The 14027-nt window shown below is 44.5% G+C and carries 14 protein-coding genes; 5 read left to right on the plus strand and 9 right to left on the minus strand.

Going from position 1 to position 14027, the window contains the following annotated elements; all coding sequences use genetic code 11:
• Positions 1-126: 126 nt before the first annotated feature.
• Positions 127-1311, minus strand: coding sequence for a cysteine desulfurase NifS (nifS, locus tag CLOSA_RS16520; protein WP_013273894.1), 1185 nt, complete (start codon positions 1309-1311; stop codon positions 127-129).
• Between the two features lie 216 nt (positions 1312-1527).
• On the opposite strand from nifS, the gene CLOSA_RS16525 reads away from it, so the two are divergent.
• The gene (locus tag CLOSA_RS16525) at positions 1528-3078 is read left to right on the plus strand and encodes a putative polysaccharide biosynthesis protein (protein ID WP_013273895.1); all 1551 of its coding nucleotides are present in this window, start codon (positions 1528-1530) and stop codon (positions 3076-3078) included.
• A gap of 84 nt (positions 3079-3162) precedes the next feature.
• Here CLOSA_RS16525 and CLOSA_RS16530 read toward each other — a convergent pair whose 3' ends face one another.
• The 4 genes from CLOSA_RS16530 to modA all read right to left on the minus strand — a co-directional run bounded on the left by CLOSA_RS16530 (position 3163) and on the right by modA (position 6274).
• The gene (locus CLOSA_RS16530; protein ID WP_013273896.1) at positions 3163-3372 is read right to left on the minus strand and encodes a TOBE domain-containing protein; all 210 of its coding nucleotides are present in this window, start codon (positions 3370-3372) and stop codon (positions 3163-3165) included.
• 218 nt (positions 3373-3590) lie between these two features.
• Positions 3591-4643 carry a sulfate/molybdate ABC transporter ATP-binding protein gene (locus CLOSA_RS16535; protein ID WP_013273897.1) on the minus strand — a complete coding sequence of 351 codons (1053 nt, stop codon included), beginning with the start codon at positions 4641-4643 and terminating at the stop codon, positions 3591-3593.
• A 1-nt stretch (position 4644) separates the two neighbouring features.
• Positions 4645-5343, minus strand: a complete 699-nt coding sequence (gene modB / locus CLOSA_RS16540) for a molybdate ABC transporter permease subunit (protein WP_013273898.1) — start codon at positions 5341-5343, stop codon at positions 4645-4647.
• A gap of 28 nt (positions 5344-5371) precedes the next feature.
• Positions 5372-6274: a molybdate ABC transporter substrate-binding protein gene (gene modA / locus CLOSA_RS16545; RefSeq protein ID WP_013273899.1), complete on the minus strand. Its 903-nt coding sequence runs from the start codon at positions 6272-6274 to the stop codon at positions 5372-5374.
• A 273-nt stretch (positions 6275-6547) separates the two neighbouring features.
• On the opposite strand from modA, the gene CLOSA_RS16550 reads away from it, so the two are divergent.
• The 3 genes from CLOSA_RS16550 to CLOSA_RS16560 all read left to right on the plus strand — a co-directional run bounded on the left by CLOSA_RS16550 (position 6548) and on the right by CLOSA_RS16560 (position 9935).
• Positions 6548-7522 carry a helix-turn-helix transcriptional regulator gene (locus CLOSA_RS16550; protein ID WP_013273900.1) on the plus strand — a complete coding sequence of 325 codons (975 nt, stop codon included), beginning with the start codon at positions 6548-6550 and terminating at the stop codon, positions 7520-7522.
• A 177-nt stretch (positions 7523-7699) separates the two neighbouring features.
• A complete protein-coding gene (locus tag CLOSA_RS16555) occupies positions 7700-9241 on the plus strand; it encodes a DUF1538 domain-containing protein (protein ID WP_013273901.1) in 1542 nt (513 codons plus the stop codon).
• Complete coding sequence (locus CLOSA_RS16560) at positions 9228-9935, plus strand: hypothetical protein (protein WP_041709367.1); 708 nt, start codon at positions 9228-9230, stop codon at positions 9933-9935. The genes CLOSA_RS16555 and CLOSA_RS16560 overlap by 14 nt, the downstream gene beginning before the upstream one ends.
• A 93-nt stretch (positions 9936-10028) precedes the next feature.
• Here CLOSA_RS16560 and CLOSA_RS16565 read toward each other — a convergent pair whose 3' ends face one another.
• Positions 10029-11492: a glycoside hydrolase family 18 protein gene (locus CLOSA_RS16565; RefSeq protein WP_013273903.1), complete on the minus strand. Its 1464-nt coding sequence runs from the start codon at positions 11490-11492 to the stop codon at positions 10029-10031.
• Between the two features lie 243 nt (positions 11493-11735).
• On the opposite strand from CLOSA_RS16565, the gene CLOSA_RS16570 reads away from it, so the two are divergent.
• Complete coding sequence (locus CLOSA_RS16570; RefSeq protein WP_013273904.1) at positions 11736-12308, plus strand: nitroreductase family protein; 573 nt, start codon at positions 11736-11738, stop codon at positions 12306-12308.
• Positions 12309-12474: 166 nt separating this feature from the next.
• On the opposite strand, the gene CLOSA_RS16575 is transcribed toward CLOSA_RS16570, so the two are convergent.
• From CLOSA_RS16575 to CLOSA_RS16585, 3 genes are all read right to left on the minus strand, one after another.
• Positions 12475-13056 (minus strand): hypothetical protein, encoded by a 582-nt coding sequence (locus CLOSA_RS16575; RefSeq protein ID WP_013273905.1) that lies wholly within the window; start codon positions 13054-13056, stop codon positions 12475-12477.
• A gap of 130 nt (positions 13057-13186) precedes the next feature.
• Positions 13187-13687 carry an acyl-CoA thioesterase gene (locus CLOSA_RS16580; RefSeq protein WP_041708681.1) on the minus strand — a complete coding sequence of 167 codons (501 nt, stop codon included), beginning with the start codon at positions 13685-13687 and terminating at the stop codon, positions 13187-13189.
• A gap of 1 nt (position 13688) precedes the next feature.
• On the minus strand, positions 13689-13961 hold the full coding sequence (locus CLOSA_RS16585) for a hypothetical protein (protein ID WP_013273907.1): 273 nt from the start codon (positions 13959-13961) through the stop codon (positions 13689-13691).
• Positions 13962-14027 lie beyond the last annotated feature (66 nt).

Consider the following 14027-nt stretch of genomic DNA (forward strand, 5'->3'; position numbering starts at 1 on the left):
TCTATTTTCTCCATTTCTAGGTAATATCTCCATTGCTCTGCCCAGGTTCTCCTGACAGAGTCCACCCCGTTACACCAGCAAAATGATCTTAACAGGGTGTATCCACATTTTTAGACGAGACTTGAATTACTTTCCCTGATGTCTGATATAATCCTCATAGAGCGGGGACATGCTGCGCAGTTTTTCCACAATTTCTTTAATGGATTCCACAACATAATCCATCTCTTCCTTAGTATTGTGGTCATCTAAGGTCAGACGAAGGGATCCATGCGCAATTTCATGAGGCAGGCCAATGGCAAGGAGCACATGAGACGGGTCCAGAGAACCTGAAGTACAGGCCGATCCGCTGGAACCGCAGATGCCCTTCATATCCAGCATGATAAGCAGGGACTCTCCCTCAATGAACTGAAAAGCAAAATTCACATTATTGGACAGCCTGTTTTTTCTGTGGCCGTTAATTCTTGTATAGGGAACCTCTGCCATAACCCGGTCCATCAGATAATTGCGGAGCTCACATTCCTTTTTCGTTCTTTCATCCATTTCTGCTGCTGCAAGCTCCACAGCCTTTCCAAAGCCCACGATTCCCGGTACATTCTCCGTACCGGCACGGCGCTTTCTTTCCTGTCCTCCTCCATGGATGAAGGACCGGGATTTAATGCCGCTTCTGATATAGAGAAAGCCAATGCCCTTTGGACCGTTGATCTTATGGCCGCTGGCACTTAGCATATCGATATGGTATTCATCCACAGGGATGGGCACATGGCCAAATGCCTGGACTGCATCCGTGTGGAACAGGATTCCATGCTCTTTTGCAATCTCTCCGATTTCCCTGACCGGTTGTATGGTTCCTATTTCATTATTGGCAAACATGATGGAAATAAGGATGGTGTCAGGGCGGATGGCCTTTTTAAGGTCTTCCAGCTTTATGATCCCATTTTCATCCACGTTTAAATAGGTTACCTCAAAGCCCTGCTTCTCCAGATATTCACAAGTATGAAGCACGGCATGGTGTTCGATTTTACTGGTGATGATATGTTTTCCCTTTGCAGCATAAGCCTCAGCAGTTGCAATCAGCGCCCAGTTATCGGATTCAGATCCGCCTGCTGTAAAATAGATCTCGTTTGCCTTGGCACCAAGAGCATTGGCAATCGTCTCCCTGGCTTCTGTTACGGCTTTCTTTGAGATGCCTGAAAACTCATATACGGAGGAAGGATTTCCATAATACTCCGTAAAATAAGGCAGCATGGCTTCCACGACCTCTGGCCGCGTCTTTGTAGTCGCTGCATTGTCAAGATAAATCAGTTGTTTCATATTGTTAGTTCCGCCTTTCTGTAGTCCTAAAGTTAAAAGCTTCATCTACAATTTCTATTATACACACATTTCCTAGAATTTCAATAGGAATGATTCTCATTATACATACAGTTCTGCCTGGGAGAAGCTTTTGATTGCATGGATAAGCTGTAATATATGTCATGAAGAAGTGGCCCGATCCATATATTATAATAATTCTCTTTTTCAGGAGATTGCATGAAGGATTCTCTGAAATTTCCCCTAAAACTTTCGCCTAGAAAATATGCACTGCTTACCGGAACCCTGCTCCTGACTTCTGCCGGGCTCATCACCAGGCTGCTTGGGTTTTTTTACCGGATTTTTCTCTCCCGGACCATTGGTGCAGAGGGACTTGGAATATTCAATCTGGTCCATCCGGTATTTGGTGTCTGCTTTGCCTTGTGCGCCGGATCCATACAGACCGCCATATCCCAGTCCGTAGCCGCTAATGTGAGAAAAGGCCGTTCCATTTTCCGAACCGGCCTGGTAATTTCAGTGGCAATCTCCATAATTCTGGCATATGCCATCATCCGGTTTAAGGATTTCCTGGCAGTCAACATCCTCATGGAACCCCGCTGCGCCCCTCTTCTACTTTTTATTGCGGTATCTGTCCCATGTGCGGCCATCCACGCCTGCATCAATGGTTATTATTATGGTATGCAGCGGCCTCATGTCCCGGCATTTGCCCAGGTCATCGAACAGAGCATAAGAATCGCAGCCGTGTTCCTCATTGCGGATATTATGATTGAATCCGGAATCAAAATCACGGTCCAGTTAGCGGTTATGGGGCATTTGATAGGAGAAATCGTTTCTTCTCTTTATACCGTTGTTGCCTATCGTTTTTTTTCGCCCAAAATGCCCTCAGGCGTTACGGCAGTTTCTTCTTCCTTTCTTGAAACTGCTCCTGGGCTTATGCACCTGGCCCTTCCTCTCATGGGGAACCGTCTGGTCTTAAATATTCTTGCAAGTGCAGAAGCAATTCTGATTCCCAGCAGGCTTCAGATGTCAGGACTTTCGGATTCGGCGGCATTTTCCGTATACGGTGTTCTGACAGGAATGGCCTTGCCCTTTATTCTGTTCCCATCCACTATTTTTAATTCCCTTGCCGTACTTTTGCTGCCAACGGTAGCAGAAGCCCAGTCAGAAGGAAACGAAGGCCGGATCAGTGATGCCATATCCATGTCGCTTCGTTACTGCCTGTATGTAGGGATCCTTTGCATCGGCATCTTCACCCTCTTTGGTGACGATTTAGGCGTCAGCGTATTTAAGGATAATACTGCCGGAACCTATATGACGGTTTTGGCATGGCTTTGTCCCTTCCTCTATCTGGTGACCACCATGGGAAGCATATTAAACGGCCTGGGGAAAACCTCCGTCACCTTTATCCAGAATGCCATCGCACTGCTGATCCGTCTCGGCTTTGTCCTCTTTGGAATCCCCAGATTTGGGATTTTCGCTTATCTGGCAGGAACACTTGCCAGCGAACTGCTTCTGGCCACGATGCATGTGCTGACCCTCCGGAAAAAGGTGGATTTTGTATGGAATGCATGGGATATGATCGTAAAGCCGGCGGCCCTTATGGTGATGGCCATCGGTATTTACTTTGCGGCTTTTTCCGTGGCAGATCCCTTCCGGAAAATGCCTTTATTCATAAAAACCGCTTTCCATATTACGGTACTAAGCATATTCTATCTGATGCTTCTCCTTGGCGCCCATGTTATGAAAGGAGAAACGCACAGTCATCATTAAGGGGTTCATGAAGTAACTGTTTATGGCTTACATAACGGAATGAAAAAACGGACTGTCATAAGTCCGTTTTTTTAATTTATGATTTTAATCGATCCCTACCATTACGGAAGTGGCTTTTATGATGGCATAGGCATCCTTTCCCACCTCCAGCTTTAAATCCTTAACCGCTGCCATGGAAACCGTGGCAGATATGATGTTTCCGCCGCCGATATCAAGGGTTACAATGGCATTTACTGCACCCGGTTCAATACCAACGACTTTTCCCTTGAACTGATTTCTTGCACTGAGCTTCATCTGATCTGTCTCCTCTCATCCGGTCCTGTCCTGGGGAACCACCTTTTGGGAATACCTTTTCCCTCAAAAGACGGTGCGGCTTTGTTAAAAAGCATGGGCAGGAGTGGAAATATATAGCAGTAATTATGGATTGTAAACCGAAAGATTATACTGCTTTGGATAAATTGATTGTAAGCATTTGTATTTTCATTGTCAAACAATTCCTGGATGTAAAAAAATTAAAGCAACAGCAGGAGATCCTCTTTGGGGAACCGGATAAACGGCGGAATGCTTTGAACCGTTTCTTCCTCTATATCCGTTTTATCCCGGACCCACCAAATCTTTACAGAAGTATCATCCTCTGCGTTCCGAAACAGATACTGCCTTTGAAAAGGAGTATCGGCAATTCCGGACAATTCGGTCTTCATCACATTTTCCTCTTCCGGTCCCTGGGCCGGGATCAGGTTATGGCCCCGAATCCCCACATACCGGATGGAGTCTCCGATTTTTTCTGCTGTTTTTAACTGTATTTTCCAGTCACAGGCGTAAAGCTGGTAATCACTGATTTTTTCTATGGAGGAAATATTCTTGCAGCCGGTGAGCCTTGCGGCTTCCATTCTTTCCGGTCTTTGGAAAATGTCCTTTGTACAGCCCTTTAATATAGTATTTCCCTCTGAAAGAAGTATCATATGTCCGCAGAATTTATAAATCTCATCCCTGGAATGAGAAACCATGAGCACATCCCCGGGATAGTCCCTGATCAGTTCCAGCATTTCCATCTGAAGGGTATCCTTTAAATACCCATCCAAAGCGGAAAAAGGCTCATCCAGCATGATCATATCAGGCTTGTATAAAAGCATGCGGGCAAGGGCCACTCTCTGCTGCTGGCCGCCGGACAACTGGGAAGGATACCTTTTTTCCAGCCCTTCCAGTTGAAAACGCCTGATCTGTTCCGCAACAAGGGGAAGCTTATGCTTTTTCTTTCCCGGAACCACGATCCCTAAATTCTCCTCAACGGTCATGGTAGGGAATAAGGCATAGTTCTGAAATAAGTAACCTACACGCCGCTCCCTGGCAGGCAGATGAATCCCCTTTTCCGAATCAAACAATACCTTCCCATTTAAGACAATCCGTCCGTAATCCGGCTTTTCGATTCCTGCCACGCATTTTAAGGTCATGGTTTTTCCGCAGCCGGAGGCTCCCAGGATCCCCATACAGCCCCCGTCTGTCTCAAACTCCACATTTAAATCAAATCCTGAAAACTTTTTTCGGATGTTCACCTGCAATGACATATTAGATCCACCTGTTCCCAAATTTCATATTTTTTCCGGATATATAATTAATAACGGCAACAATAAGAAATGACAAAATAACAATGACACATACCCAGAATCCAGCCTTATCCCAGTTTCCTGAAGCCACTTCAGAAGCAATCGCAACGGAAACCGTTCTGGTCTTACCAAGTATGTTTCCTGCCAGCATGGCGGTTGCCCCGTATTCCCCAATGGCTCTTGCAAAGGCTAAAACAGTTCCGGAAGCCAGTCCGGGAGCTGCAATGGGAACGATGATCTTCCAGAAAATTTTCCTTTCTGAAAGTCCCAGGGTCCTTCCGGCATGGATCATAGTAACATCCACCTGTTCAAAGGCCGCCCTTGCATTCCGGTACATTAAGGGAAATGCGATAACAAAAGCTGCCACAACACAACCAGGCCAGGTCTGTACCATTTTTATATCAAATTCCTCAAAGAGAAATCTGCCGAAGGGTCTGCGAAGACTGAAGATTAAAAGAAGAAAGAATCCTGCCACAGTAGGGGGCAGCACCAGAGGCAGAGTCAAGATCCCATCGATTATGGATTTTGCCGTAGTATTCACCTTCATGATCAGTCTTGCTGCTCCTATCCCCAGAAAAAAGGTCAGAACCGTTGCCAGAACCCCCGTTTTAAGAGAAATAAAAAGGGGACTCCAATCGATTGTTTTTATTAGATCAAGCATAGATTTTCACCCCCTTACTCATGTATGTTTATTTTGAGGATTTTGCAAATCCGGCATCGGTAAACAGCTTCATCACGCCTTCATCACTTACCAGATATTCCTTAAACTCCGCGGCTGCCCTTGCCTGTTCCCCGGTTGCTTCCTTGTTAAGGATCCGGCCCACAGGATATACAGCAGGGTCGATCATGGAGCTGTCAGCTTCAGCTATGATTTCCACCTTGTCAGCCATAGATGCTGCATCGGTTGCATAGACAACGCCTACTTCATTGCTGCCCTCAGCTACGGCTGTTAAAACTGCGGTTACATTGGCACCTTCGTTGATTTCCATCTTCATCACCTGGTCTAAAGTACCCAGGTTGGTAAACAGCTTTCTGGCATACTGGCCTACCGGTACATCCTCTCCTGCAAGGGCAAGGCTTGATGCCTTAGTGATATTGTCAAAACCGGTTACTTCTGTTTTTCCGCCCGTTGGCTTGATCAGAACGATCTTATTTTCAAGGAGATCGGTAACGGATCCATCGACTACCAATCCGCCTTCCTTTAAGGCATCCATCTGCTTGGTGGCAGCTGAGAAGAACACATCACACTGAGCGCCCTCTTCGATCTGTTTCTGAAGGGTACCGGAGCTGTCCGCATTATAAATAATATTAACATTGGTATGATCTTTTTCATAGGTTTCTTTGATTTTTTCCATAGTATTTTTTAAACTGGCTGCAACAAAGACATAAAGATCCACGTTTCCCCCTTTTGCCTCAGCCGTTGTGGACTCCGCTGCCGTAGTTTCCTCAGCCTTGACGGTCTCTTCTTTTCCAGTTGTCTCTGCCTGTGCATCCTTTGTATCAGCCGAACCGGCAGAGCCGCACCCCACAACCGTACCGGCAGCAAACATTGCTGCCATCATTACCGCCAATAATTTTTTTCCCGATTTCATAATACTTCCTCCTGGTTTTTCATTGGAATAACAGCTAATTGTTATTCATTTTAATTGGGTTTTGTACTGTTTTATACCGTTTGGTAATCCCCAATTCATTTTAATTGATATTTCATTTCCTGTCAATGCCAATATAATTTTATAATAATATCGGGACTGGTGGATTTATGCCCTCAGTTCAAAGTTTCTAACCGCCTTTGATTGACAATGAAATGATATATGCTATAACTAATTATAAACAAGGGAACTCACAGGAAGCATAGAGGAAATTGCATGGAAAAAATTTATACCACCCAGGAAGTTGCAAACCAGCTTAAAATCAAAAAATCAACGGTATATGAGCTGATCAAACGGGGAGAACTAAAATCCTCAAAGGTCGGCAAGCAAATAAGGATCAGCCAGGAACAGCTGGACGAGTATTTAAAGGCCCCAAATTTGGGCAGCAAGATCCAGACGGAGGAGCCTCTTCCCCGGATCATGGATATTCCCCTTTTTACCGCCGATGCCGCCATACGGCAAATGGATTACCTTCTTAATACCAGCGGCCTCATCATAAGCAGCCAGGAATCGGGAGTTGTGGAGCTGCTCCGCAGCCAGCTAAGTCTTCGTCCTGACAGCCTCCCAATCCTTCATTCCTATATGAATGATTATAACAGCCTGTATTCCCTTTACTACGATAAGACTCATATGGCCCTTACCTCTTTTTGCACCAGCCGGAAAGGGCAGGAAATCCAGCAGATCCAAAGCCTGCTGCCTGGTAAGGAGGCCGTAATCCTTCACATCTGCAGCCTTCCGGCCGGCCTTTACGTCAAAAAGGGAAATCCTAAAAACCTGCATACCTTAAAGGATCTGTGCCGCCCGGATATCCGGTTCATCAACAGAGAGAAGGGAAACGGGTACCGGATCTACATGGATTCCAGCCTTTCGGCCCATCATATTGAGAAGGCTTCCATTTCCGGATACGAAAAGGAATGCCTGTCCCATATGTCTGCTGCAAATGCGGTGGCATCAGGGAATACAGATGCAGGCATCGGTGCTCTATCCCACCTGTCCGCGTATCCCCAGCTGGATTTTATTCCTTTGTCCGCCGCCTCCATGGACCTGGTCTTCCCAAAAGCAGCTATGGATCATCCGGCTTTTCAAAGCATTTCAGCCACAATTAATTCCCGGGAATTTAAAAACAGCCTTCTTCCATTTAAGGGATATGATATTGAAAACACCGGAAACTGCACCTTGATCGGCGGTTGAATCAAGCAGTTTTATCCAGTTGTAATCAATCATCGGCAAATTTTAGTTGCATTCGCAACTAATTCTGTGTTAAACTATTCAAGAGCTGATAATGTCTCAGGCTCACGCACAACTCTGTGCGGATTAACATTCTTAAGAATCCCTATCATAAAAAAACGGACAACAGGAGGTATTTATTTGAACCAGAAATTAAAAGAAAAAATTGTGGAATCTTTATCATCTGTCCTGCCCGTTACATGTGTCGTGTTGATTTTGTGCATAACCATCACTCCCATGCCTCTTGACCCACTGATGCTGTTTCTGGTAGGCGCAACCCTTTTAACCGTTGGTATGGGCTTTTTCACTCTGGGTGTCGATATGTCCATGATGATCATCGGAGAAAAAACGGGTGCCCATCTGGCAAAATCAAAAAAGCTTCCGCTCATTGTTTTTGCCTGTTTTATCATTGGTTTTATCATTACCATTGCAGAGCCGGATCTTCAGGTACTGGCAGGACAGACGCCGGCTGTTCCCGATATGGTCCTGATCCTTTCTGTGGCAGGAGGCGTCGGGCTGTTCCTGGCTTATGCATTTTTAAGAACCCTGTTCAGCTGGAGCTTATCCCGTATTCTTATGGGCTGCTACGGAGTACTCTTTGTTATGTCCGTCTTTGTGCCAAAAGAATTTCTGGCAGTTGCCTTTGACTCCGGCGGAGTTACCACAGGCCCCATCACCGTGCCCTTTATCATGGCTCTCGGAGCCGGCCTCTCATCCATCGGCCGGGGAAAAAATTCAGACAGTGACAGCTTCGGCCTTGTTGCCCTGTGTTCTGTGGGCCCCATCCTTTCCGTTATGATTCTGGGCCTTGCCTATGAATCCTCTGCCGCTGATTATTCGCCTATGGCGATTCCTTCCATAAATAATTCCCAGGACCTCTGGCTGGCATTTCAGCGAGAGCTTCCTCATTACGCCTGGGAGGTCTTTTTGGCTCTGTTTCCCATTTTGCTGTTTTTCCTTATATTTCAGGTCTTCTTCTTAAAGCTGAGGAAACGGCAGCTGATCAAAATCCTGGTAGGACTTATCTATTCCTACATAGGACTGACCCTTTTCCTCACTGGCGTTCATGTAGGCTTTATGCCTGCCGGCAAATATTTAGGACAGCAGCTAGCATCCCTCCCATATAACTGGGTCATGATCCCCATTGGTATGCTTATCGGTTATTTTATTGTAAAGGCAGAACCGGCCGTACAGATTTTAAATCAGCAGGTAGAGGATATTACCGGAGGCTCCATATCAGAAAAGACCATGATGACCGGATTATCCATTGGTATGGCTATTTCCCTGGGGTTGTCAATTTTAAGAGTTATAACAGGCCTTCCCCTTCTGGCCCTCCTCCTTCCCGGTTACGCGCTGGCCCTTGGACTTTCCTTTGTGGTCCCGCCGATCTTTACTTCCATTGCTTTCGATTCGGGCGGTGTTGCTTCCGGTCCTATGACGGCCACCTTCCTGCTCCCCTTTGCCATGGGAGCCTGCGAAGCTCTGGGAGGGAACATTGTTACGGATGCTTTTGGTATCGTGGCTATGGTAGCTATGACACCTCTGATCATAATACAGCTTATCGGCGTCTCCTATCATTACAAGACAAAAAAGGCCGGAGTTCCGGCCAATGCACCGCTCCTTAATATGGAGCTTGAATTTATTGAATTAGGAAAGGAGGAGGCTGATGATTTCCAATCGTAAAATAAACTGGATCACGGTGATCGTGGACCGGGGGAAAGGCGAAAAAGCAGCTTCCGTTTTTAAAGAACATCATCAGGAACTGCTTCTCATTACCAGAGGCCATGGAACCGCCAGCTCTGCCATTAAGGACTGCCTGGGGCTTGATGAGCCGGAAAAAGATTTGGTTATCGGAATCGTGGATGAGACAGCTGCCAAACGCATATTATCTGCTCTGCACGAAACACTGGAGCTTGGAAAACCGGGTTACGGCATCGTTTTTACCATATCCTTAACAGGAATCAGCGCAGCCGCTTCCCGTATCTTAGAAGCAGCGCTTCCGGAAGGGGATCCGCTGACTGTCACAGATTATTACAAGGAGGTTCGCTTAATGTCAGATACGATCAGATATGAACTAATTGCTGCTGTCATCAATACCGGCCTTTCTGCTCCCATTATGGACGCTGCCAGAAATGCCGGCTGCAAGGGAGGGACCCTGGTCAAAGCCAGGGAAGTCGGTACAGTTGACTCCAAAAAGCTTTTTGGCCTGACTCTTTCCAATGAAAAGGAGATACTTCTCATCCTGGTTCCCCATACGGATAAGCAGGAGGTCCTTAAATCCATCTGCGAAACGGTAATGAAAGAAACCGGAGAGCATGCCATCGCCTTTTCCCTGCCGGTGGATGAGGTAGCGGGACTCAGCACTCTGGTAAAATAAAATGACGCACCTTGTACACCAGGCAATAATAACAGGCGGCAGTCCCTTACTCTCTCCATAGGGTAAAGGGACTGCCGCCTGTTTTCTTTTCTCCTACTGTTTCAATCCTTGGTAAAGTGCATTAAGGAGTTCACCGCCCCGATCCTGACTCAATTCCCAGACCATAGCGCCTCCCAGCTTTTTTGATTTGATATAATCGGATTTATGGCCTATGGATTGAGGATCTTCATAACTGATAAAGATCGTACCGTTGAACAGCCAGGGTACTTTTGACTGAGGATGGATATGACCGGTATATCCAGATTTATTCAAATACCTATCCTTAATGTCCTGATACCCAATGGAACTGGAACCGCCGAAGGGCTGGTATAACCCGTTATTTAAATCCCTAACAGAGGAATACAAATATCCATAAAATGGAATGCCCATTACCAGCTTTTCTGCTGGAAAGGAGGCATTGAGCCAGGCAGTAACGGCTCTGTCCACACTCGTTTTATACTGGGGGGAAGGATCGTCGTTTTCATATAAGGGCGCAAGGAGATCCGTGTTCGCATCCCAGTATCCATGAAGATCGTACGTCATGATATTTGCGTAATCCAGATACTGTGCCAGCTTTGAAAGCTCCACATTGTTGATGTAAGATTTATCCGCTCCACCTGCAATGGTCAGGAGGTAATGCTTATGGTCAGCTGCCCCCCGCGCATCCAGCTTTTCACGGATTTTTTTAAGAAGCAGAGTGAAATTCTGCTTGTCTTCTCCACGCTTTGCATTTCCCACCAGGCCTCCGCTGACCGGATATTCCCAGTCTAAATCAACTCCATCAAAGCCATATTTAATCATGAAATCAACGCAGCTGTCTGCAAATGTAGTTCTGGATTCCTCTGTCAGGGCCGCATCTGAGAATTTCCCGGACCAGTTCCATCCTCCTACGGAAATTAAGGTTTTTAAATCCGGATATGTATTTTTTAAGGAGTTTAATTGTTTTATGTTTTCAGGATCCACATCAGGGTACCCCAGGGTAAGCTTTAGGTCAGTACCAATGTTGGCGAATGCATAATTAATGTGGGTCAGCTTCCCGGCATCGATCTGGTTAGGATAGAAATGATAATAGGCCGCCCATGCTGCGTAATACCCGACTAATTTACCGGCCTGTCCTTTTGAGGGTTCTGTGGCAGGCGCAGCAGATGGCTCCACGGCAGGTGCTCCAGATGATTCCACGGCAGGTGCTGCAGCCGGTTCCGCAGCGGGCGTGGAAGAGGGTTCTACGGCAGTCGTGGCTGACGTTTCTGCGGCAGTCGTGGCTGATGTTTCTGCGGCAGTCGTGGCTGATGTTTCTGCGTCATGGATCACAGCCTTTTTAGATTTATTTGTATTGGCTTTTGGGGAAAGGGGAACCGGTGCGTCTGCAGCGATGACGGCTGTAGCGCTTTGGGAAGATTCCACAGTAATTTTATCAGGCTTTTCAGCAAATGCTACCCAGCTGAAGAACCACCCCACAATGATCAGCATTAAAACGGAAACAGATAGAAAAATTTTCTTGTTTTTACTTTCTTTCATCACTTTACTTGATCCTTTTCTCTCATTTTTTTACCAGTATACCATGCTGGTTTTTCTTTGAACAACGCGCAAAAAATGGATCAATTGGCAGAAAATTCCGTTATGCCGTCATATTACAAAAGCACCCTGGCTTTTTCTTTATCTGAGATCATAAAACAAAGTCTACTCTCCGTCGATTGGAATGTTTATTTATGTATGTTATGATTGCATAAATGAACCCGAATATGAAAAGGAGAAAATGCATTGAATGAAACATTGAAGGTAATAGGGAAACGGTATTCCTGCCGTGATTATAAAAAAGATATGCTTCCGGACGAGATCCTCCAGGCCATTGCAGAAGCTGCAATACAGGCACCAAGCGGAATGAACCGTCAGGCGTGGAGGGTTATTGTTGTAAAAGACCAAGATTTAATGAACGATTTGGAAACGGAAGGTTTGTCCTATCTGGCCGCCATGGAGGATCAGTCCTTGTACAATAAGATCATAGAACATGGAGGCAGATTATTTTATGGGGCACCATGCATGATTGTTGTGCCTATTGATCCGGAACAATATGCTCCCGCACTGATTGACTGCGGGATTCTGTGTCAGAATATCACTTTGGCCGCAACCTCTTTGGGCATAGCCAATATTATGTGCGGTTTTACAGGTCTGGCATTTGCCAGCGGGACCCGCTCGGCCGAGTTCAGCAAACGTCTGGGGTTCCCTGATGATTATGTATTTGGATGTTCCGTGCTGCTGGGATACGCCAATACAGAGGTGGCTCCTCATAGTCCTGATAAGAGTAAAATCAGTTTTATTGAATACGAACCTTAATTATAATTGTGTGGAAAACAGGCGAAAATACCGCCTGCTCTTAACATGCCCTATAGGTAGGATATAAATAAGCCAAGGGAGGAAAGCTTATCAATAAGCCTTCCTCCCTACCGCTTATACAAATGAAATTTCATGAAACGACGAACTAAATCAATATGAAAGTGGATTATTTCGAAAAGTCATATTTATAATATTTTTTTACAAAATCGGCCATAGGACTTTCCTTACTTTCTTGTATATAATCTAAATCAAAATCGTAGAAATATAAATATGATATACTCTTTTTTTTATCAGAAGTACCAATCATACCGAATGACTTTGGATATTCCGCCTGATAATTGTCATATCCGTCTACTACCTTAAAATCGTAATTGTCTATTGAAAATTCATATTCAGGAATATAATATTTACTTTTATCAAAATCTGAAACAACTTTATGGTCTAGAAATTTATACTTTTTTGTTAAATTCTCCTTTTCTCTTTTATAAGTTTCTTCATCATAGTTAACAACCAGCAAAATGGTATCTGTTTCAAATAATATGAAGGAAGCATGATTGTATTTGTATGATATATCTTGATATTTGGGTAAATCCTCAATGACAGGCATAAAGCTTTTCGCATGCTCATCAATCCTGGATCCGCTATTAAGATACTCCTCCTTGTCTTTTTTATTTGACTTGCTAAAGCCAATAAAACTTAACGTTAAGAGAATCACAAGTATTGTAATCAATATATTTTTATTGTTCATATTCTATCATTGATCCTATCTTTTTATGGTAAAAAGTCCCATGCATCTATTGGGACAATGGTATGCATTTATGGTCTATAAACTCCATGACCTTTATCGCATACTGGTTCACCCTTTCCAGTTGCAATTCCTAGAAGCCTTCCTTGCGTCTTAACTTACGTAAATCATTTCGCTTTAACGCACTATCCCATTCAGCTCTTTGTCCCTCTGTCGTCAGTTTAAGTCTAGGAACTTTAACCGGAGTTCCCTCTTCATTAATTGCTACATATACCAAATAGGCACGGTTAATCGGTTTTCGTAACCCGGAAAGATCCTCCGAGTAGGTATCCACTCTTACTTCCATTGAGGTATTCCCCACATAAGTTAACCTTCCTATTAACACAATGGTGTCATTAATAAAGGCTCCTGCTTTGAATTGAAGATTATCAATCGCAACTGTCGTAGTGTTACATTCCGCATGACGTTTGGCAGTTATCGCTCCCACGACGTCAATCCATTCCAGAAGCTGGCCGCCGAAAAGCCTGCCACTTCCATTAATGTGGGAAGGCATCAAAAGATGAACCTGTTCTACCATGGATTCCTCTACTGTTTTTAATTCCTTCATTGCTTTTCCTTTCTTCTGCTGATCCATCCTATTTCCATATTTTTCTTACTAAAACTGAACTAATAGAATGCATTGCAAATATCAACACAGCATTTATAATCATATCCGTGATCCATAATTTAATTGATAATACTTCTACTATCAAATCTGACAAAAAAAGTGCAATGAACACGGCAATAAAATTAATTAAATATTCAAATACTTTTACTTTATTTCTTTTTTTAACTTCGTCTTTGTAGGTATCCTTTAAGAGTTTTTTATTTAATTCTTTACGTTCCTTTTCATTCTTTTGTTTGTCCATTATTAGATCTCTGCCTCTTTCCTATTATCATACCATACATGCGGGTCGTTTTCATTAAATATATTA

It is taken from the genome of [Clostridium] saccharolyticum WM1 (assembly GCF_000144625.1).
GTDB lineage: Bacteria > Bacillota > Clostridia > Lachnospirales > Lachnospiraceae > Lacrimispora > Lacrimispora saccharolytica.